Below are 18264 nucleotides of genomic sequence, written 5' to 3'. Positions count from 1 at the left end.
TTGAAAAAAATATTCGATTTTTATATTCACGGAAGTATTCACGTGGCATTGGCGGTGTATGCTTTGGTGCAAATGACTTTTCATTTCTTCCATATCGCCTATGATGCACCGATGGCAGCTTTTGCTTTTTTCGGAACGATTGTCGGATATAATTTTGTGAAATACGATGAGTTGGTCCGGGCTAAAAAACTCAAACTGACTATGGAAAGAAAAGCCATTGTTATATTGAGTGCGCTTTCTTTTGTAGCAACAGGATATTGTTTCTTTCAATTGCAATTTCATACCCAATGGATTACCGTTCTTTTTTTAGGATTAACAGTTTTGTATACGCTTCCTGTTTTTCCAAAGTTGGGTAACGCCCGAAATTGGGCTGGTGTTAAAATTTATATTGTAGCTTTTTGTTGGGCAGGGATTACTCTTTTACTGCCTATTATCAATGCTGATTTGCCAATTAATCAAGATGTGGGATTGAAATTTTGCCAGCGTTTTCTATTGGTCATTATTCTAATTCTAATTTTTGAAATTATTGATCTGAAGAAAGATGCATGGTCACTGCAAACAGTGCCGCAAAAATTAGGAGTTTACAAAACAAAACGATTGAACCTTTTGTTGTTGATTCCTTTTTATGGGTTGGAGTTTTTAAAATCGGATTTTCAGGTGCGCCAGCTTTGGATCAATTTTATTCTCATTGTCGTGTTGGCTCTTTTTACGATATTCTCAAACCCGAAGCGTTCTGATTATTATACTTCTTTTTGGGTCGAAAGCGTACCCGTGTTTTGGTGGTTACTCGTGTTGTTTTTTTGTTAAGTGTTTGAAATCACGTATTTATACGCTGATTTGATTTTTGTATTACTGTTACATTTGTGTGGTAATATTACTTAGACGTCGAAGTTGAGTTTGACACAACTTTAAAAACAAGGCGGAATCTGAAAAGCCATATGAGTAGGATATCAAATAAACAAATTAAATTATGTCAACGAACACATTATTAAACGACCAGGAAGTAGTAGTAGGAGGATGGACAGCATACCATCCACTAACAGCACAAGATAAAGCAGTATTTGAAGAAGCAATGAAGGGATTTGTAGGAGTAACTTATACACCTCAAACCGTTTCTACGCAAGTAGTTGCTGGAACAAATTATCGTTACAAATGTATTGCAAGCATGCCTCCAGCAGAAGTAGTTTGGGAAGCTATTGTTGAAATTTTTCAACCGCTGAATGGTGCGCCATACATTACAGGAATTGTAAGACTCTAATTTTTTTAGATTGTTTATATATTAATTGGATTTCAAAGCGGCTTCACCGAGCCGCTTTGTTTTTTTTCGGATATTTTCTTAATGGTTTTGTTTCTCTTTTCAATTAGCCGTTGAAGGTATTTTTTGAGAACAAGAACGTCAACTAGTTTTCCAATTATGCCATAAGGAGTTTCATAAAATAGTTCATCAATCATAATGGTGTTTCCTTCTCCATCACTTTCGAAATAATGATAATGAACAAATGAAGTAAAGTTTCCTTCTAGCATTTCATCGGTAAAGGAATTGGGGTAATGCATTTCGGTAATTTTACTTTGGTGCGTTAGGTTGAATCCAAAATGTTTTGCTTTCCAGGTAACGGTTTCACCTAATTCAATTCGACCGGAAGTTCTTCCTGCGATTGCTTTTTCCGATGTGTGCGATAACGATTGTTGATGGAAATCGATGTTTCGGGATAAGTCAAAAACGATTGGTTTGCCGGCGTTGATTTTTGTATATAATATAATTTCAGTCATTTTCTAATAAGTTTTTGAAAGCCTCATTTAAGTTTTCGAATTCATATTTGAATCTATTTTCTTGTAAACGAGTAGGAATCACATTTCTACTTTTTAATACTAGCTCAGCTTCTGTTCCAATAAGTTTTGCGCCAAATTTTAATAATCGCTTTCCAATAGGCGTTCCAAAAGGAATTCTCATCGCCTTCCGTAATGTTCTCATGAAATCGGTATTCTTTGCTGGATTTGGTGCAACAATATTGATAACACCAGTTATTTGCTTTTCAATAATAAATGCTAAGGCTCTGGCAAAATCTTTTTCATGAATCCAACTGATGAATTGATTCCCGCTTCCTTGTTTTCCGCCAAATCCCATTTGAGTCAAATTTTTTATTGGAAGGAATGCACCACCGCTTTTACCTAATACAATAGAAGTTCGTAATGCTGTTTTTTGAGTTTTTGGTGTTTCAGTTTCAAAGAAGGCTTTTTCCCATGATTTAGCAACATTCATAGAGAAATCGTCACCAATTTCACCGGTGTATTCGTCCATTTTTTTATCTTCGGAGTGTCTGTAAATGGTTGCTGTTGATGAATTAAGCCAAATTTTGGGTGGGTTTTTGCATTGTAAAACGGCTTTGTTCAACAATTGGGTAGTGTCAACTCGAGAATTCAAAATACCCACTTTATTTTCTTCCGTATAACGACAATCGACCGATTTTCCTGCAAGATTAATCAATGCATCTGCATTTTCTAGTTCCTGTTGCCAAGTGTTTAAAGTTTTGGCATTCCAATGAACAAATTTGATGTTGCCTTTTGTTTTTGTCTTTCCTCTTGTTAAAATGATGATTTCCGTTGTTTCTTTTTGGAAATAATCGACTAGAATTTGACCTAAAAAACCTGTGCCAGCTACTATTACAATTTTTTTCATGTTGTTAGGGTTTATATTGCGACTGTCATAACTCAGACAGTCGCAATTTTAATTGAATGATTACGCTTTATAAGTAATCACTTCTGTAGTTTGATTTTGTTTAGCTTTTCTTTTTCCTCTGAAAAACAGATACAAATTGAAAAACATCATAATGGCTAGGTAAATTGAAAAACCACCAATTTTATAACTTAAATTTTCGATTAGGTTTTGATAAGTGTCTTGGTATAGACTTAATTCTAAAATCAGTAAAGCGTATCCAAGGTTTAGTAAGTAAAAACCAGTTTCGAACAATTTGTTGGTAGCAAAAGCAATTTCTTCTCGGCCTTTGAATATGTCGAGCATGAATATTTTTCCATTTCTGAATAAGGTTCGTGAAACATAAAAAGTAAGTAGAAATACAACGGGTAAATAAATAGCGTAACCGATTAAAATTTTTGAAGTTTCCATAATGTTCTTATTTAATTAATTTTTGAATGTAATTGGTGAGTATAAAAATGGTTGTATAATGAAGCAACGAAAGGAGTAGTACTATAATGGCTGTTTTTGTCGCTATGATTTCCACCAATTGCTGTATTGAAGTAATGGCTTCCCAATTGACTATGGTCATAGCGCTGTAACCTAGGTTGACTAAATAATATCCGATCAAAAGCATTTTGTTGATCTGTTGGCATAAATCCATGTGTTCCGGAATTAGTGAGGCGACGTAAATATTTCCATTTCGGTAGCATATTTTTCCAACAACGAGAATGATATAGCTAATGATGATGAGGAAAATAACATATCCTGCAATGTTGAGGTTCATGACTGAAAGAGTTTATAATGTCCTGTCAGATTGTGAATGAAAAGCAAGGTGTTGGTTACCGCAAAAAGGACGAACAAGGTATTCATGAAGTAACTTCCAATCTTAAACAAGGTTCTTTTTGGAATGTCATACATGGGATAATAGGCAATTTGAGTGGCTACTTTTCCAACCCAATACGCAGCAATTAATCCTGTCAAAGCAACCGCAAGCGCCGATTGTTCTTTCAATTCATTGGTAAACAATAATGTAATAGCTCCGAAAGAAAAATTCAAACCTTGAATGTATCGTCCATAAGTTTTCGCAATTTCCTGATTTAATGGTTTTAGTTTTTGAACGTCAGTATACCAATCAAAAACGCGGTGTCGTATATACGGGTATATCATAGCGGTAAATATTTGACCTAATCCTGCCGAGATGATTAACCAATTGGGAATGTTCATGATTTTGAATTTAAAGTTTAATTTTTCGTTTTTTTTCTACACTGATTTCAGAACCTTTAGCTAGGAATACAGAAGATGGAATCAGTTCATTCAAAAAGGCAAAATCGTTACCGTACGCATTTTTGAAGTCAATTGTAATCTCGAAGTTTTTAATCAGATATTGTTGCCATTTTGGATGTTTTACTTCGTATTCGTAGGTGGTGTTTTCATTGTATTTGGTATAACCGAAGTAATGTTCGGTGATAAATTCAGCTTCGCTTCCTTCATCTATTGTTGAAGCAAAATCATATGCGTTGACCGTAATCTGATTGGTTTTCTTTTGATTTTCCCAACTATAACTCACTTTTCTGATTTCAGCTTTCAGTTGGTTCTCATGCTGCATGACCAAGGTTTTGTAATTTTCTCTGTAGAAGGTATTGGCAACCAAAGTAATCATGCTTTTGGGAACTATTTCCTGAATAAAAACCACTCCGCGTTTCCATTCTCCGTTTTCAAAACGTTTGACGTAAAACCGAAGATTGACTTCTTCAAAATTGGTGTGATTCGGTATTTTGAAACCTAAAACTTTTGTGTTTTTGAAGAGAAATCCAACCAAACTTACATAGCAGTTTCCGTTCCAGTAATCGAGTTCCGTTCCAGCTGGCAGGTATTTTTCAAGTACTTCCGAATTGACAACATAGTTTGCCATAATCAGGTTTTTCCATTGTGCGGTTAAGAAGCTCATATTTTAATTTTTTTCTGTTGTAACTGATTCTTGATTTTCCTTTTTTAGCTTCCATTTTTGATGGTAAATAATGAAGGTCAAAAAGAAAATCAGAAAAATGGGAATGATAAAAAACCAATCTTCCAAAGAACCACTCCAGACTGAAAAGAAGAAAATAACCAATCCGAAGTAGACATAAATGAATTTGTTTTTAGGGAAAGTTCCAACAAAAATTAGTGCGGCGACAACCTGTAAAAAACCGGTTACAGGCAAGCCATATGCTCCCATTAGCAAAAACATTAATGCGGCAATATTGATGATTTCAATTATTTTCAATGCTGTTTTCATAGTATTTGTACATTTTAAACTTTCAGAAAAAAATGAAAGTTTTAGTTAAAAAAAATAGTTATGTATTATTCTTTTTCTTTTTTAAGGTTTTATAAATAGCTGCTTTGTAAAAGAACTATTTCATGAACTTGATTAGAATCTGTGCTAACCAATTGTCTTTGTATTCCGTAATTTTATCCAAAACATTATCCGCTTTTAAAACGAAATCATACAGTTTTGCTGTTTGTTCTACAAAGTGTTTTTCTTCATCCGATGAGGAGGCGTCAATAGAAGAAACTTCTTTTAAAACCTTTAATGCCGGTTTGATTTCTCTTTTGCTTCGTTCACGAGAAATTTTAACAGCTAATTCATCCAAATCTTTTTCTGCTGTAAAAAACTCACGACGTTCACCTGCTTTGTATTCTTTATATACAATGCCCCAGTCCATCAACGCACGCAAATTCATACTAGCGTTGCCTCTGGAAATTTGCAATTCCTCCATAATGTCTTCCATAGAAACGGCTTCGCTTGAAATCATTAACAAGGCATGAATCTGTGCCATAGTTTTGTTGATTCCCCATTGTGAACCTAATGCTCCCCACGTTTGAACGAATTTATTTTTTGCTTCTTTGAAGTCCATTTGCTGCTTATATCACTTTATTAAAGGTCAAATGCAAATCGCATTAAAAATGCTCATTGTCATGAGACAAATGTATAACAAAGTTTTTAAACTTTCAAAAAAAAATGAAAGTTTATTTAAAAGAAAAGCATACACTTCATTTATGGTGAAATGAGTCTATGCTTTTCGGGTGTAAAACAAACATAATCAGTATTGTAATTGGGAAACTACTTTTTGTAGTACATTTTCCTCAATTTCAATATGAGATTCCTTTAATTGTTGTCCGATGGATTCGATACTATAATTCAGTTCGCTGAATTGTATATGACTTTGTAGAGAGTTTTTGATTCCGATGAACCATTGTGCATTTTGATCAAAAGTTTCTCCCATACTTCGTACTCTATAACCCGAATGTCCACTCTGGTTGTCCGGTTGGTCATTCATTCGGATGAATTTTCCGTTGAAACCGGTTAGTTGTGCTATTGCGGTACTTCTCAACTGAAAACCTATGATTTCATCTCGCGCAACGGCTGTTATCCAATCTGCCGAATACGGAGCCTGGACTTGTACGTAGTAATTGATATCATCTCTTACGCTGGCATAGATGGTTTTTGTAATGCAACTGTTGACAGGTGAAAGCGAAATATGTTGGTCGTCTATCTTATTGAATTGCCACAAAAAAGTAGAGTTGTCATTCGGATCGCAATTCAAAGAGGAATACAACCAGTTGCAAGTCACTCTTAATTTTCCTTTTCCTGTAAGAGAAACAATTTCAGCCTGCATAAATGGGCCGACATTTGCAGCCTGAAGTAAACTGCTGAGATTTTCGTTGGTTATTGTTATCATACGTTTAATTTAAAATGGGTTCGTCCAATAGTTCTCTTGTCCATTGGTTAGTAAAGGGAATGCGGTTGCTTCCGCTTTAATATTTTGCCAATCGATAATCGCAGCATCGATGTTCAGGGATGTGATAAATGCAAAGTCAACTGTAATAGGAGCGTTGAGCGTATTGTTTAAATCATCCGTTATAGCGCTCCATACCGAAGTGACATTACTGGCAGCGCCTTCTAATGTATTGATATTGTCTCCAATTGGTGCCCAAAATGTACCCAATGTATCTTTGTACTTTAGCATTTGGGTATCAACAATGATATTGTTATTTAAAAAAGTAAGTACTTCTGAAGAAAGACTATTGGAAGTATTTTCTAAAGGTATAGTATCATTTCTTAATTTTTCCAAAGTCGCTATCGTTTGTTGTTGCAAGTCATTAGGAACTTTGGTATTTCCTGCATTTAGAGAAGCCTTTACATTGTTATTCAGTAGCGTAAAATTGGATATGGCTTCGTCGGCATACTTTGCTAATTCATTGGACTGGTTTATCAGTCCAATGAATGTGCTTTTTTCCCATTGAAGACAACTTGTCAAAAGATCAGGATAGCCGGCAAGAATACTTGAAATGTAGTCTTTGATGTTTGCCGAAGCCTTAATTTCACCCACTCTTTTGTTAATCGCCGTCCAATCATTTACAGGAATTGTAAATAGTTCGCTAACAGCAGTTGAAGCTAAATTAAGCATTGTTCAATTTTTTTTGAGCATTCATACTTTTCGTTGAGCCAATTGCCGAACCTTCAAAATACATGGTTATTTTAGATACTTTTGAAAAATCGACACCTGTGTTATTTGACGTTAACGAGATACTCCATTCACTGAAAGGTGTGGGCTGGAAATAAGCATAGGCTACTTCTTGGTCAACTGATCCGTCAATTTGAACAAAACCATACGAGTTATTATCAAATTTCCAGTCGGGATTTTGCCCTTTGTCTGCAATACGGTATTTAAAAGCTCTTTTTAATTCTTTACTGCCAAACTGATAATTCTGATTGTTGTAACGGTCTAAATAATTACCAGCTGTTGTAATGTTGATATAAACCGAATCGCTATGCGGTTGTAAAGAAATACCTTCAAGCCATACGCGTATCTTTGAAAGTCGAACTCTATTCAATCCGTCGAACTCCGGATTATTCATAGGTAAAACCCAGGTGGTTTTTCCGGTTGTTCTCAATTCATTAAGTAATGATTCGTCTTCAATTTCGAACAAAATATTACTCATGGTTTGTGGTGGAGGATTGAATTGGTTTAGTGCATTGGCTGTATCCATAGCAATTTTAGTAATGTCTTTGATTCCAGCATTCAAATCATTCACTTTATCAATAATTTTAGGACGAATGTCTGATTTTCGGAACGCCCAATAAAAATAGGAAGCTTGATAGAGTTTTAATGCAGAGAATAAAGAGCTTTTGCTATCAATGTATTTTTGGTAAAACTGAAGCATCATTTCGTCAATCATTGCATCTCCCACTTTTAAAGTATCGACTAATTTTTGTAGGTTCTCTTGTTTTTCCTTTGCATAATGTAATTGAAATGTAATAGAAGCTACATCTTGCCCTGCTTTTATCACAGCAAGTTGGGAAGCAGAAAGCGATTGGCCATAAACCACCAAAATGTCTAACTCCTGTTTGTATTCAGCAGCGAATTCAATTTCTTTTTTTATGGGATCTTCCAAGATGTTATCAGCTTGAATTTTGAAAATGTCCCAAGCTTCTGTTGCACTTAAATCGACTCCGTTTGTGGCATCATTCATTTCCTGAATCACTTTGATTTGTCCTTTGGCTGTGCTGATATTACTTGCCACATCTTTAACTGCTTTAGATAGTTCGTATACTTTTTTAAGGACTTCTACGAGTTTCTTAAGCGATTCCATTGATTTTTTCAAACTGTCTGCGGTTTGAGCTACATCTTTTGCTGTGTCGGCTGCGTCGGCAACTGCCTTTGCCGAATCTATCGCACCTTTTGTAGCCGCTGGACCAGCCGCTGGATCGCCGGCAACTGTCATAGCAATTCCGGCACCAAACGTAATCACCGCTGTAGCTAAACTCACTATCGCTTTAATGATTTGTTCCCTTTGGTAATCTGGAATTCCAATTTGTTCAAATTTAGCCGCTACATCACTTACTTTTATTTCTTGTTTAGTAAAGTTGAATTGCGCTTTGTTAGAAGCAGCTACTGCATTGTCGTAATTTTCATTAGCTTGTTTTAATAAAGCATTGACATACTCAATTTCGCTTTGCGAATTTGCAGCCATAGTTTTGGCTAATGCAATATTTTCGAAGGTGGCTACTTTCTGCGTACTTAAATGCATGTAGTCATTCTCGTATTTTTCGGCTTCTTTAGAAAATGCTTCTGCAAGATTGGTGTAGATGCTTGAAGTAAGATAAGGTACAAATAGGGCACCGTTCGAAGCTGCATTTATTTCCGAACTCAATAAAGTAGCCAAACTGGTGCTTCTGTAGAAGAGTTCCTCCATGTCGGTACTTTGAGCAGCCCAGCTTTTTACCCATTGGAAAATTGATAATGCCAAGGATTGATTTTGATCGTACAACAAAGAGCCATAAATAAAGGCATTGCTTAAATACATAGTCATGTCGTAGGGTAACTGAAAGGGGATTCCTTGTTGTAGACTCAATTTTTGACTAACAGGCTTACCTTCCAAATTATTGATTGAAATTCCCGGTGAAATAATGTCTTTATTTAAAGTAAATTGTACTGGCTGATCTGTTCTGTTTTCGATTGCAGTCACATTGATTTCTCCTTCGATTTCAGAAGCGAAAATTACCAATTGCGCTGTTGAAGATTTTTCATAATTCAACAATATAGAAGCATTTTCAGAAGATTCTATACGTCGGGCATAAATGATAAGGCCGCTTGAGTCCAATAGCATACTTGTAAAGTCGCTAATGGTTAATACATCGGCATAAATAGTGATGAGCGATGGAGTAAAACCTGAGTTTCGGATTTTTTCTTTCACTGCGGCTAAATCCAGATACATATCTCTAAAAATGGCATTGTCTCTATTTACTATAGCGGAAGAAGCGTTGGGAATATTTCCTTTTTTTTGCAATTCACTATAATAAGTTGACCAGTCTGTAAATGCTACAGACTGGTTCATAACTAAATTATCGACTAACATGACAATTATTTTTGTACTGTTATGTAAGCATTTAAACGATACGCTTGAGCTAATCCGCCTACTTCAGTCCATTCGTTTATTGCAGTTTGTACTCCTAAATTCATGATGATAGGTAAAGCTTCTGCAATATTAGTATTGATAGTAGTGATGATATTGTTCAAGTCATCCGAAATCGCGCCCCACACCCCTTGTATTTTTTGAATAACCGGCAGCGCCGCGTTTAATGGTTCAAGGATGTTGGTAATACTAGATTCGGTTGTGGTAATGTTAATCATCAACATTGTGTCAGCTGCAAGTTTGCTGCTTAATGAATTGATTTGTTGTTGAGCGGCTCTTGATCTCTCCAAAGCTTTTACAGCTTTGTCTCCATAAACACCTGCAACAATAGCGGCAGCAATAGTTCCAAATGGCCAAACCCATGCGTAAGTTGGAGTGGTGGAAGCCACAATAACATCATGGTCGTATTCTTTATTAGCAGCATCTAAAATCACTTTTTGTGCTTGAAGTTCTTTGGTTAGTTCTTCTACTTCTGAACTGGTTGCACCATATTTGTCGTTGTAGTATTTTTTCAAACCACCGTTGCCATCCGTTCCGTTTAATGTGTTTTTGTCAGCTTGCGTATCGTTGGCAAATTTTTGAATTTTCTCCGCAACCTCTTTTGCTTTGTCATGATATCCACTAGCACTTTTGGATAACATATCTAAGATGGCAACCAATTCCTTTTTAGCATCTTGGTCATCTGGATTAGCGGTTAATTTTTTTGCAAGTGGTAAAATTGGAGCGTAATAGGTTGGCGCTTGTTGCGCATAATTGTAAATGTCAGATGCTAACGATACACTTTTTGGAAAAGTATCGGTTTGCCATCCTGTAACATGACCATTAATGAGTTTGTAAGCATCAATTAGTGGTTTGAAATCAGATAAATCACTAGGAGCCCCCGATCCTAATAATTTTTTAAAAGCATCATCAGTTGTAGGCAATGCCATACCACTTTCAACATACGTTTGAATGGCTAACCATTCTGTCGAAGATAAAATAAAAGCAGGACCGCCTGCTACTTGTGCCTTTGCAATCGCACCAGGACCAAGATCAATAGTTGTAGTTTCGCTTAACATGATATTAGTTTTTATTAGTTTGTATCCTGCTAAATTATTGCAATCTATGTGCTTGGGTTTAGGTGTTTTTACGCGTTTTTCGATGTAAAGGGTATTTCAGGTGTTTCTACTTGGTTTTTGAATTTAAAAAAAATGAATAAAAAAACCGAAGGGTTAACTTCGGTTTTTATTGATTATGATTGTTGGGTTTTTTATATCAATCCAGCTCTTTTTAATAATGCTTCGGGTTTAGGTTCCTGACCTCTGAACTTTTTATATAAAGTCATTGGATGATCCGTTCCTCCTTGCGATAGGACAAAGTTTTTGAATTTATCAGCAACTTCAGTATTGAAAATTCCTTTTTCCTGAAAATAAGCGAATGCATCGGCATCTAAAACCTCTGCCCATTTGTAGCTGTAATAACCTGAAGAATAGCCGCCTTGGAAAATGTGAGAGAAAGAAACACTCATACAGTTGTCTTCCACATCGGGATACAAGGCAGTTGCTTCCATTGCATTTTTTTCAAAAGTCTTGACATTGTCAACGGTAATTGCTTTACCATGGTATTCCATATCTAATAACCCAAAGCTCAATTGACGCATTGTAGCCATTCCTTCCAAAAAGGAAGCGCTTTCTTTGATTTTGTTCACATATTCCTGCGGAATGATTTCGCCGGTTTCATAATGTTTGGCAAAAATGGCCAAAGCTTCCGGTTCATAACACCAGTTCTCCATTACCTGGCTTGGTAATTCGACAAAGTCCCAATATACCGAGGTGCCCGATAAACTTGGATATGTAGTATTGGCTAACATGCCGTGTAAGGCATGCCCGAATTCGTGAAATAAAGTTGTCACTTCATTGAACGTCAATAAAGAAGGTTTGGTTTCGGTAGGTTTTGTGAAATTACAAACAATTGAAACGTGTGGCCTTTCGTTTTTTCCCTCTTTACGATACTGTGATTTAAAAGAAGTCATCCAAGCACCGTTTCGTTTTCCCTTTCGTGGGAAGAAATCAGAATAAAAGATAGCAACTAAATTGCCATCCGAATCATTTACCTCAAAAGTATGAACGTCTTCGTGGTATTTATCGATGTCGAAAACTTCAGTAAATGTTAGTCCGAATAATCTTTTTGCTATTTCAAATGCACCTTCTTGTACATTTTGTAATTTGAAGTAAGGTTTTAATTTTTCATCATCCAAATTGAATAACTCTTGTTTGAGTTTTTCAGAATAATAGGCCCCATCCCATTTTTCTAGATGGTCGATATTGTTTAATTTTTTTGCAAAAGAAGTTAATTGTGCGAATTCTCTTTGAGCTGCAGGTTTTGCTTTCGATAATAAATCATTCAAGAACGATTTGACTTTGTCAGGATTTTGTGCCATGCGTTCTTCTAATACAAAATGTGCATGCGATTCGTATCCTAACAACTGTGCTCTTTCATGACGTAAGGCTACAATTCTTTTTACGTTATCCTGATTGTCAAAATCATTGTTTTGAAACGCCTTTTTTCCATAAGCAATAGCTATTTCTTTGCGTAGTTCGCGATTGTCAGCATAAGTTACAAATGGTGAATAGCTAGGAATGTCTAAAGTAAAAATCCAACCCTCTTTCTCTTTGCTTTTTGCTAGCGAACGGGCGGTTTCAATAGTATCTTCGGGTAAGCCTTTTAAATCATTTTCCGAGGTAATGTGTAACTCGTAGTTGTTGGTTTCTGCTAATACATTTTCTCCAAATGTCAATTTTAATTTGGCTAGTTCAGTATCGATTTCGCGAAGACGTACTTTTTTGTCTTCAGCTAAAAGCGCTCCGTTTCTGGAAAAACCTTTGAATTTTTTCTCCAATAAAGTAGCTTGCTCCGTAGTGAGTTGTAACGCTTCTCTTTGGTCGTATACTGATTTGATGCGCTGAAATAAATCGGCATTCAATGTAATGTCGTTTGCCAATTCGGTTAATAAAGGTGAAATTTCCTGTGCTAATTTTTGCATTTCATCACTGGTTTCTGCCGAATTCAAATTAAAGAAAATGGTAGATACACGATGCAACTGCGGTCCGGCAAATTCCAAGGCCTCGATTGTATTCTCAAAAGTTGGACTTTGCGAGTTGTTTACTATCGCGTCGATATCTTTTTTAGTTGCCTCAATACCTTCTTTAATAGCAGGTAAATAATCATCTAATTTAATTTGTGAAAAAGGAGCAGTATTGTGCTTTGTGTCAAAGTATTTTGTAAGAATATTCATTTGTGTGTGTATTTCGTCGATTTTATTTGTTGTATACCGAAATAATAATTATGTTTGGGCTGTAAACCAATAAAATAGGTTTTAAACGTTCAATTTCAGGATTACAATATATAAAATTTAAATATTGATTTAACCCATATCGATATTTATGTTTGTATTACTTAAAAGCTCCAAATACCACATTTAGGAGCTTTTTTTTGTTTTATACTTATTGTTTTAAATTTTCAGAAGCGGTTAAAACGGCTTGTTTTAAACTTTCTTTGTAAGCGATAATTTTGTCTAGTACTGCGGGATTGTTAGATCCGATGATTTGTGCAGCCAAAATACCAGCATTTTTAGCACCATTCAAGGCTACTGTAGCTACAGGAACTCCACCTGGCATTTGTAATATGGATAGCACCGAGTCCCAACCGTCAATTGAGTTGCTTGATTTTACCGGAACACCAATAACGGGTAACGGACTCATACTAGCAACCATACCCGGTAAGTGGGCTGCTCCGCCAGCACCGGCAATAATTACTGCAATTCCTCTTTTGTGTGCGTTTTGACTGAAATCAAATAATTTTTCCGGGGTTCTGTGTGCAGAAACGATATCTACTTCTGTTTCGATAGCAAAACTGTTTAATATGTCTATGGCTTCTTGCATTACTGGCATGTCAGAAATGCTTCCCATTACGATGGCTACTTTATTCATTGTGTGTTTTGTTTTTTGATTTGATTGTATGTAATCTTTTTTGAATTATTGACTAATCACTCTAATTGTATTTTTGACTTCCTCGGCAATTTTGCGGGCTTCCTTCATGTCTTCATTGATAATGGTTACATGGCCCATCTTACGAAACGGGCGGGTTTCGCGTTTGCCATAAATATGCGGTGTAACGCCAGGGATTTTCATAATCTTTTCAATGTTTTCATAGATTACTTGTCCTGTAAAGCCTTCAGCTCCAACTAAATTCACCATAATGCCCGCTACCTTACTTTCAGTACTTCCTAAAGGTAAATTTAAAATGGATCGTAAATGTTGTTCAAATTGAGAAGTATAACTAGCTTCAATACTGTAATGTCCTGAGTTATGAGGTCGAGGGGCTACTTCATTTACCAAAATTGCATCATCTTCGGTTTGGAACATTTCAACGGCCAATAACCCAACATGATTAAAAGCTTCCGAAACTTTTAAAGCAATTTCTTGTGCTTTATCGGCTACTTTTTTACTTATTCTTGCAGGACAAATAGTGTATTCTACTTGGTTGGCTTCAGGATGGAATTCCATTTCTACTACTGGGTAGGTTTTGATTTCGCCCGATGGATTACGGGAAACAATCACTGCTAACTCATTTTTAAACGGTACCATGTCTTCAGCAATACATTCAACGTCTGGTAAAGCAACCATGTCTATAGTTGAACGAACAATTTTCACACCGTTCCCATCATATCCAAACTGAGCACTTTTCCAAACAAAAGGAAAATTCAAGGTGTCATTTTCTAAGGCTTCATTTAAAGCATTCAAGTCTACAAAACGTTGATGTGCTGAGGTTGGGATTTTGTTCGCTACATAAAAATCTTTTTGTTTGCCTTTGTTTTGAATTAGGCGAAGTGTCTTTGGTGAAGGATAAACAGCTAATCCTTCTTCTTCCAATTTGTCTAATGCATCTAAGTTTACATTTTCGATTTCTATGGTCAATACATTCACCATTTTGCCAAATTGATATACCGTGTCAAACTCCATTAAGCTTCCTTTGTAAAAAGCAGTACAGCCAAATTGTGCAGGTGCTTCATCACTGGGGTCAAGAACTAAAGTTTGAATGTCAAATTTTCGGGTTTCGGTCAGGAGCATTTTACCTAGTTGGCCTCCTCCTAGGATTCCTAATTTAAAATCAGAAGAAAAATATTTCATTGTGTTGTAGTTGTGTGTGGTGCAAAGATAGTATTTTTTAAAAAAAATAGGATCTTGACTTAAAGCTACAATGCAATACTATAGAAATAAAAAAAACCCGGAACGAATCCGGGTTTTCCAAATAAAAATATTGAGTTTTGGGGTGTAATTTTTTGTTTTTGTCGTTTTTTGGAACTACTGGTGGATTATATTTTGTATTTACAATCTATCCAAAAATCCAAAACTATTGTTGTTTGGATCTCTTGATGTAAAATTAAGGGAACTTGTATTATAATACTTACGGTTTTCCAGTGTATTTTGTTAAAATTTGCGATTTACTTATTTTATTTTTTTTAAAGTATTTCGTGCAGTCGCCTTGTATGCTGCAGTATGATGGGCATAATCTTGTTGTACAATAGTTTTTAATTCTTCATGAACCCAATCGTATTTTTTGCCCAAAACAAATAACGTTTTAATTGCGTAGGCTTTTGTAGCCACTTTTTCATCACGAATGAGCCAGTCCAGACACATCTCAATGATTTGGGTTTCCTGAAGTTGTGATAATGAAATCCCATTGGCGCGATGATTGCTTTTGGCCAGAAAAAGACAGATTTTAGCAGCTGGTCTAATGGCAGAATCATTTCTTAAATTTGGAATTGTTTCTAAAAATTGTTCGATGTAGGGTAAGAAGGCTTTTAGTTTTTTTTCACAAACCAATTCTAAAATCCAAAAGGCTTTGTGGTGGTTTTTGTCATTCAGATCAAAAGCAACTTCTGTTACTTCTTTCAAGTAGTCAGGGTTGCGAAGGGCTAAATTTCTATTCTTTTCGCGGTCTTTTCGATACGCGGCACAATTTTCAATTTTAATGTAAAAGTCTGATTTCATTGCTCAAAAATAATTAATTTCTGCATACTCAACTCTTTTATTATCTTTGCCCTTTATTTCTAAACACAACTATGGAAGTTAAATTACACGATAAGTATTTTGAGCCTTTTATTTCGGCACAAGAAATTGATTTTGCAATTGCCAATATGGCGAAGCAGATAGAGGATGATTTTCAAGATGAAGTTCCTGTTTTTATAGGTGTTTTGAATGGCTCTTTTATGGTGCTGTCCGATTTAATGAAGCATTATGATAGTCCATGTGAGGTATCTTTTGTTAAGATGTCTTCTTATGAAGGAACGGAGACTACAAATGAGGTAAAACAATTGATTGGTTTGAATCAGAATTTGGAGGGTCGAACCGTAATTATAGTTGAAGATATTGTGGATACCGGAAATACAATTGAAGAATTGAAGCATATTTTCAAAAGCCAGAATGTGAAGCATTTTAAAATTGCAACATTATTTTTAAAACCTGAAGCATATAAAAAAGATATTAAATTGGATTATGTTGGTATCAGAATTCCAAATAAATTCATTGTCGGCTTCGGATTGGATTATGACGGATTGGGAAGAAACCTGAAAGACGTTTACCAATTATCAAAATAAACAACATCACTATTATATAACAATAAACCTTAAAAATTAGAATGATCAATATTGTTCTTTTCGGAAAACCAGGTGCAGGAAAAGGCACACAAGCAGAATTTTTAAAAGAAAAATACAACTTAACTCATTTGTCAACAGGTGATATTTTTCGTTTCAACATGAAAAACAACACCGCGCTTGGTATAGAAGCCAAAACGTATATCGATCGAGGAGATTTGGTTCCAGACAGTCTTACGATTAATATGTTACAAGATGAAGTAGATAAAAACCCGGGCTCAGCAGGATTTTTATTCGATGGTTTTCCAAGAACCTTAACTCAAGCAGATGCTTTGGATCAGTTTTTAGCATCGAAAGGACAATCAATCACCGCTACGATTGCCTTAGAAGCCGATGATGAAATATTGGTACAGCGCTTGTTGGAACGTGGGAAAACATCTGGTAGAGTTGACGATCAGGATGAAGAAAAAATAAGAAACCGTTATCAGGAATACAATGAAAAAACGGCTCCTTTGATGGATTACTACAAAGCACAAGATAAATTTTACGCAGTAAACGGAATAGGTACTATTGCTGAAATTACAGAACGATTGAGTGATGTAATTGAAAATTTGTAAATTAGTACAAACGAAAATCAAACAATAAACAATTGGAAATAGTCATAATTTTCTTGCTGATTTTACTTAATGGAGTTTTTTCCATGTCAGAAATCGCACTCATATCAGCAAGAAAGAATCGGTTAGAAACCGCTGCCAAAAAAGGCAATACGAGTGCAAAAACAGCTTTAGATTTGGCGAATTCGCCCAATAAGTTCCTTTCAACAGTTCAAATAGGGATCACGTTAATAGGTATTTTAACCGGTATTTATTCAGGAGAAAAGGTAACTGAAGATGTGAAATTATTCTTGAATGGTTTTACCGCTTTACAACCGTATTCTCAAAGTTTGTCCGTTGGAATTGTAGTGGTAATACTGACTTTCTTTTCCTTAGTATTAGGAGAATTATTGCCAAAACGTATTGGTTTAAATTACCCCGAAGCAATTGCAAAAGCAGTAGCGGTTCCAATGAAAATGGTGTCTATTGTGGCAGCTCCTTTTATTTGGTTGTTAACTATTTCTACAGAATTCATTTTAAATGTTTTCAAAATTAAACCTACTGCAGACGGTAAAGTAACCGAAGAAGAAATTAAAGCCATCATTAAAGAAGGAACTGAAGGTGGAGAAGTTCAAGAAATTGAACAGGATATCGTGGAACGCGTATTCCATATTGGTGATCGTAAAGTGAATTCATTGATGACACATCGTAAATCGGTAGTGTATTTGTCGCTGGAAGACGGTTTACAGGAAACTAAAGCGAAGGTGTTGGATGAATTGCATTCGGTGTATCCGGTATGTGATGACAATTTGGATAATATTACAGGTGTGGTTTTGCTGAAAGACTTGTTTTCAAGTTTCGAGAAAGGCAAGTTTGATCTGAAAGCCATTACCAAAGAACCGGTTTATTTTATAGAACATACTTCTGCTTACAAAGCATTGGAGATTTTTAAGAAGACCAAGGTGCATTATGCGTTTGTAACCGATGAATATGGAGTGTTACAGGGTATTATTACACTGAATGATATTTTGGAAGCTTTAGTGGGTGATGCCGCTGAGTTTTATGAAGAAGAGTTTCAGTTGATTGCCAGAGAAGATGGTACATGGTTAGTAGATGGTCATTATTCTTTGCATGATTTCTTAACGTATTTCGATATGGATGAATTGATCAATGATTATGAAGTGACTACAGTGAGCGGATTGGTCATGACCGAGTTGTCGTATATCCCAAAAGTGGGTGAAAAACTCATTTGGAACAAAATGGAGTTGGAAGTAATTGACATGGACGGAATTAAAATTGATAAAGTTTTAGTGCGTTCACTGAAAGAAATAAATTAAAATAGATAAATAAAACAGCTTGTTGAAGTTGTTTGAAAATTGTTAAGG

General features: G+C 35.6%; 21 protein-coding genes. 5 read left to right on the top strand and 16 right to left on the bottom strand.

Annotated features, from left to right (window positions below):
- Both ACS8MM_RS07680 and ACS8MM_RS07675 read left to right on the top strand, forming a co-directional pair.
- Complete coding sequence (locus ACS8MM_RS07680; protein ID WP_379714884.1) at positions 1 to 807, top strand: hypothetical protein; 807 nt, start codon at positions 1 to 3, stop codon at positions 805 to 807.
- Between the two features lie 163 nt (positions 808 to 970).
- A complete protein-coding gene (locus tag ACS8MM_RS07675; protein ID WP_379714882.1) occupies positions 971 to 1258 on the top strand; it encodes a hypothetical protein in 288 nt (95 codons plus the stop codon).
- Positions 1259 to 1290: 32 nt separating this feature from the next.
- On the opposite strand, the gene ACS8MM_RS07670 is transcribed toward ACS8MM_RS07675, so the two are convergent.
- The 16 genes from ACS8MM_RS07670 to ACS8MM_RS07595 form a co-directional block, all read right to left on the bottom strand.
- Positions 1291 to 1770 (bottom strand): SRPBCC family protein, encoded by a 480-nt coding sequence (locus ACS8MM_RS07670; protein WP_379714880.1) that lies wholly within the window; start codon positions 1768 to 1770, stop codon positions 1291 to 1293.
- Complete coding sequence (locus ACS8MM_RS07665; protein WP_379714878.1) at positions 1763 to 2677, bottom strand: TIGR01777 family oxidoreductase; 915 nt, start codon at positions 2675 to 2677, stop codon at positions 1763 to 1765. The genes ACS8MM_RS07670 and ACS8MM_RS07665 overlap by 8 nt, the downstream gene beginning before the upstream one ends.
- Positions 2678 to 2737: 60 nt before the next feature.
- The gene (locus tag ACS8MM_RS07660; protein ID WP_379714876.1) at positions 2738 to 3124 is read right to left on the bottom strand and encodes a hypothetical protein; all 387 of its coding nucleotides are present in this window, start codon (positions 3122 to 3124) and stop codon (positions 2738 to 2740) included.
- 7 nt (positions 3125 to 3131) lie between these two features.
- Positions 3132 to 3479, bottom strand: coding sequence for a hypothetical protein (locus ACS8MM_RS07655; RefSeq protein WP_379714874.1), 348 nt, complete (start codon positions 3477 to 3479; stop codon positions 3132 to 3134).
- Positions 3476 to 3919 (bottom strand): hypothetical protein, encoded by a 444-nt coding sequence (locus tag ACS8MM_RS07650; RefSeq protein WP_379714872.1) that lies wholly within the window; start codon positions 3917 to 3919, stop codon positions 3476 to 3478. The genes ACS8MM_RS07655 and ACS8MM_RS07650 overlap by 4 nt, the downstream gene beginning before the upstream one ends.
- Before the next feature lie 10 nt (positions 3920 to 3929).
- Positions 3930 to 4643 carry a YqjF family protein gene (locus ACS8MM_RS07645; RefSeq protein ID WP_379714870.1) on the bottom strand — a complete coding sequence of 238 codons (714 nt, stop codon included), beginning with the start codon at positions 4641 to 4643 and terminating at the stop codon, positions 3930 to 3932.
- Between the two features lie 3 nt (positions 4644 to 4646).
- The gene (locus tag ACS8MM_RS07640) at positions 4647 to 4970 is read right to left on the bottom strand and encodes a hypothetical protein (RefSeq protein WP_379714868.1); all 324 of its coding nucleotides are present in this window, start codon (positions 4968 to 4970) and stop codon (positions 4647 to 4649) included.
- A gap of 115 nt (positions 4971 to 5085) precedes the next feature.
- Positions 5086 to 5589, bottom strand: coding sequence for a GbsR/MarR family transcriptional regulator (locus tag ACS8MM_RS07635; RefSeq protein ID WP_379714866.1), 504 nt, complete (start codon positions 5587 to 5589; stop codon positions 5086 to 5088).
- Positions 5590 to 5775: 186 nt separating this feature from the next.
- The gene (locus ACS8MM_RS07630) at positions 5776 to 6414 is read right to left on the bottom strand and encodes a hypothetical protein (protein WP_379714864.1); all 639 of its coding nucleotides are present in this window, start codon (positions 6412 to 6414) and stop codon (positions 5776 to 5778) included.
- Between the two features lie 9 nt (positions 6415 to 6423).
- The gene (locus tag ACS8MM_RS07625; RefSeq protein ID WP_379714862.1) at positions 6424 to 7143 is read right to left on the bottom strand and encodes a hypothetical protein; all 720 of its coding nucleotides are present in this window, start codon (positions 7141 to 7143) and stop codon (positions 6424 to 6426) included.
- Positions 7136 to 9595: a hypothetical protein gene (locus ACS8MM_RS07620; protein WP_379714860.1), complete on the bottom strand. Its 2460-nt coding sequence runs from the start codon at positions 9593 to 9595 to the stop codon at positions 7136 to 7138. Before ACS8MM_RS07620 ends, ACS8MM_RS07625 begins: the two co-directional genes overlap by 8 nt.
- A 5-nt stretch (positions 9596 to 9600) precedes the next feature.
- Positions 9601 to 10710, bottom strand: coding sequence for an alpha-xenorhabdolysin family binary toxin subunit A (locus tag ACS8MM_RS07615; protein ID WP_379714858.1), 1110 nt, complete (start codon positions 10708 to 10710; stop codon positions 9601 to 9603).
- A gap of 191 nt (positions 10711 to 10901) precedes the next feature.
- Positions 10902 to 12926 (bottom strand): M3 family metallopeptidase, encoded by a 2025-nt coding sequence (locus ACS8MM_RS07610; protein ID WP_379714856.1) that lies wholly within the window; start codon positions 12924 to 12926, stop codon positions 10902 to 10904.
- A 208-nt stretch (positions 12927 to 13134) separates the two neighbouring features.
- Positions 13135 to 13620: a 5-(carboxyamino)imidazole ribonucleotide mutase gene (gene purE / locus ACS8MM_RS07605; RefSeq protein WP_379714854.1), complete on the bottom strand. Its 486-nt coding sequence runs from the start codon at positions 13618 to 13620 to the stop codon at positions 13135 to 13137.
- A 45-nt stretch (positions 13621 to 13665) separates the two neighbouring features.
- On the bottom strand, positions 13666 to 14820 hold the full coding sequence (locus tag ACS8MM_RS07600; RefSeq protein WP_379714852.1) for a 5-(carboxyamino)imidazole ribonucleotide synthase: 1155 nt from the start codon (positions 14818 to 14820) through the stop codon (positions 13666 to 13668).
- Positions 14821 to 15138: 318 nt separating this feature from the next.
- The gene (locus ACS8MM_RS07595; protein ID WP_379714850.1) at positions 15139 to 15684 is read right to left on the bottom strand and encodes a hypothetical protein; all 546 of its coding nucleotides are present in this window, start codon (positions 15682 to 15684) and stop codon (positions 15139 to 15141) included.
- Positions 15685 to 15755: 71 nt separating this feature from the next.
- Between ACS8MM_RS07595 and hpt the strand changes: the two genes are divergently transcribed.
- The 3 genes from hpt to ACS8MM_RS07580 all read left to right on the top strand — a co-directional run bounded on the left by hpt (position 15756) and on the right by ACS8MM_RS07580 (position 18216).
- Positions 15756 to 16289 (top strand): hypoxanthine phosphoribosyltransferase, encoded by a 534-nt coding sequence (hpt, locus tag ACS8MM_RS07590; protein ID WP_379714848.1) that lies wholly within the window; start codon positions 15756 to 15758, stop codon positions 16287 to 16289.
- Between the two features lie 41 nt (positions 16290 to 16330).
- Complete coding sequence (locus ACS8MM_RS07585; protein ID WP_379714846.1) at positions 16331 to 16903, top strand: adenylate kinase; 573 nt, start codon at positions 16331 to 16333, stop codon at positions 16901 to 16903.
- Between the two features lie 83 nt (positions 16904 to 16986).
- Positions 16987 to 18216, top strand: coding sequence for a hemolysin family protein (locus ACS8MM_RS07580; protein ID WP_379715018.1), 1230 nt, complete (start codon positions 16987 to 16989; stop codon positions 18214 to 18216).
- The last annotated feature ends 48 nt before the right edge of the window (positions 18217 to 18264 follow it).

This window comes from Flavobacterium sp. MAHUQ-57 (genome assembly GCF_051908335.1).
In the GTDB taxonomy this organism is placed as follows: Bacteria; Bacteroidota; Bacteroidia; order Flavobacteriales; family Flavobacteriaceae; genus Flavobacterium.
This window is presented reverse-complemented; position numbering and strand designations above follow the sequence as displayed.

Excerpts from the sequence above, each read along its gene's own strand:
- ACS8MM_RS07655 (WP_379714874.1), bottom strand. The coding sequence starts at position 3,479 with ATGAACCTCAACATTGCAGGATATGTTATTTTCCTCATCATCATTAGC.
- ACS8MM_RS07630 (WP_379714864.1), bottom strand. The coding sequence starts at position 6,414 with ATGATAACAATAACCAACGAAAATCTCAGCAGTTTACTTCAGGCTGCA.
- ACS8MM_RS07595 (WP_379714850.1), bottom strand. The coding sequence starts at position 15,684 with ATGAAATCAGACTTTTACATTAAAATTGAAAATTGTGCCGCGTATCGA.
- ACS8MM_RS07650 (WP_379714872.1), bottom strand. The coding sequence starts at position 3,919 with ATGAACATTCCCAATTGGTTAATCATCTCGGCAGGATTAGGTCAAATA.
- ACS8MM_RS07600 (WP_379714852.1), bottom strand. The coding sequence starts at position 14,820 with ATGAAATATTTTTCTTCTGATTTTAAATTAGGAATCCTAGGAGGAGGC.
- ACS8MM_RS07580 (WP_379715018.1), top strand. The coding sequence starts at position 16,987 with ATGTCAGAAATCGCACTCATATCAGCAAGAAAGAATCGGTTAGAAACC.
- ACS8MM_RS07610 (WP_379714856.1), bottom strand. The coding sequence starts at position 12,926 with ATGAATATTCTTACAAAATACTTTGACACAAAGCACAATACTGCTCCT.
- ACS8MM_RS07665 (WP_379714878.1), bottom strand. The coding sequence starts at position 2,677 with ATGAAAAAAATTGTAATAGTAGCTGGCACAGGTTTTTTAGGTCAAATT.
- ACS8MM_RS07620 (WP_379714860.1), bottom strand. The coding sequence starts at position 9,595 with ATGTTAGTCGATAATTTAGTTATGAACCAGTCTGTAGCATTTACAGAC.
- ACS8MM_RS07660 (WP_379714876.1), bottom strand. The coding sequence starts at position 3,124 with ATGGAAACTTCAAAAATTTTAATCGGTTACGCTATTTATTTACCCGTT.
- ACS8MM_RS07675 (WP_379714882.1), top strand. The coding sequence starts at position 971 with ATGTCAACGAACACATTATTAAACGACCAGGAAGTAGTAGTAGGAGGA.
- ACS8MM_RS07640 (WP_379714868.1), bottom strand. The coding sequence starts at position 4,970 with ATGAAAACAGCATTGAAAATAATTGAAATCATCAATATTGCCGCATTA.
- ACS8MM_RS07585 (WP_379714846.1), top strand. The coding sequence starts at position 16,331 with ATGATCAATATTGTTCTTTTCGGAAAACCAGGTGCAGGAAAAGGCACA.
- ACS8MM_RS07625 (WP_379714862.1), bottom strand. The coding sequence starts at position 7,143 with ATGCTTAATTTAGCTTCAACTGCTGTTAGCGAACTATTTACAATTCCT.
- ACS8MM_RS07635 (WP_379714866.1), bottom strand. The coding sequence starts at position 5,589 with ATGGACTTCAAAGAAGCAAAAAATAAATTCGTTCAAACGTGGGGAGCA.
- ACS8MM_RS07670 (WP_379714880.1), bottom strand. The coding sequence starts at position 1,770 with ATGACTGAAATTATATTATATACAAAAATCAACGCCGGCAAACCAATC.
- ACS8MM_RS07615 (WP_379714858.1), bottom strand. The coding sequence starts at position 10,710 with ATGTTAAGCGAAACTACAACTATTGATCTTGGTCCTGGTGCGATTGCA.
- purE (WP_379714854.1), bottom strand. The coding sequence starts at position 13,620 with ATGAATAAAGTAGCCATCGTAATGGGAAGCATTTCTGACATGCCAGTA.
- hpt (WP_379714848.1), top strand. The coding sequence starts at position 15,756 with ATGGAAGTTAAATTACACGATAAGTATTTTGAGCCTTTTATTTCGGCA.
- ACS8MM_RS07645 (WP_379714870.1), bottom strand. The coding sequence starts at position 4,643 with ATGAGCTTCTTAACCGCACAATGGAAAAACCTGATTATGGCAAACTAT.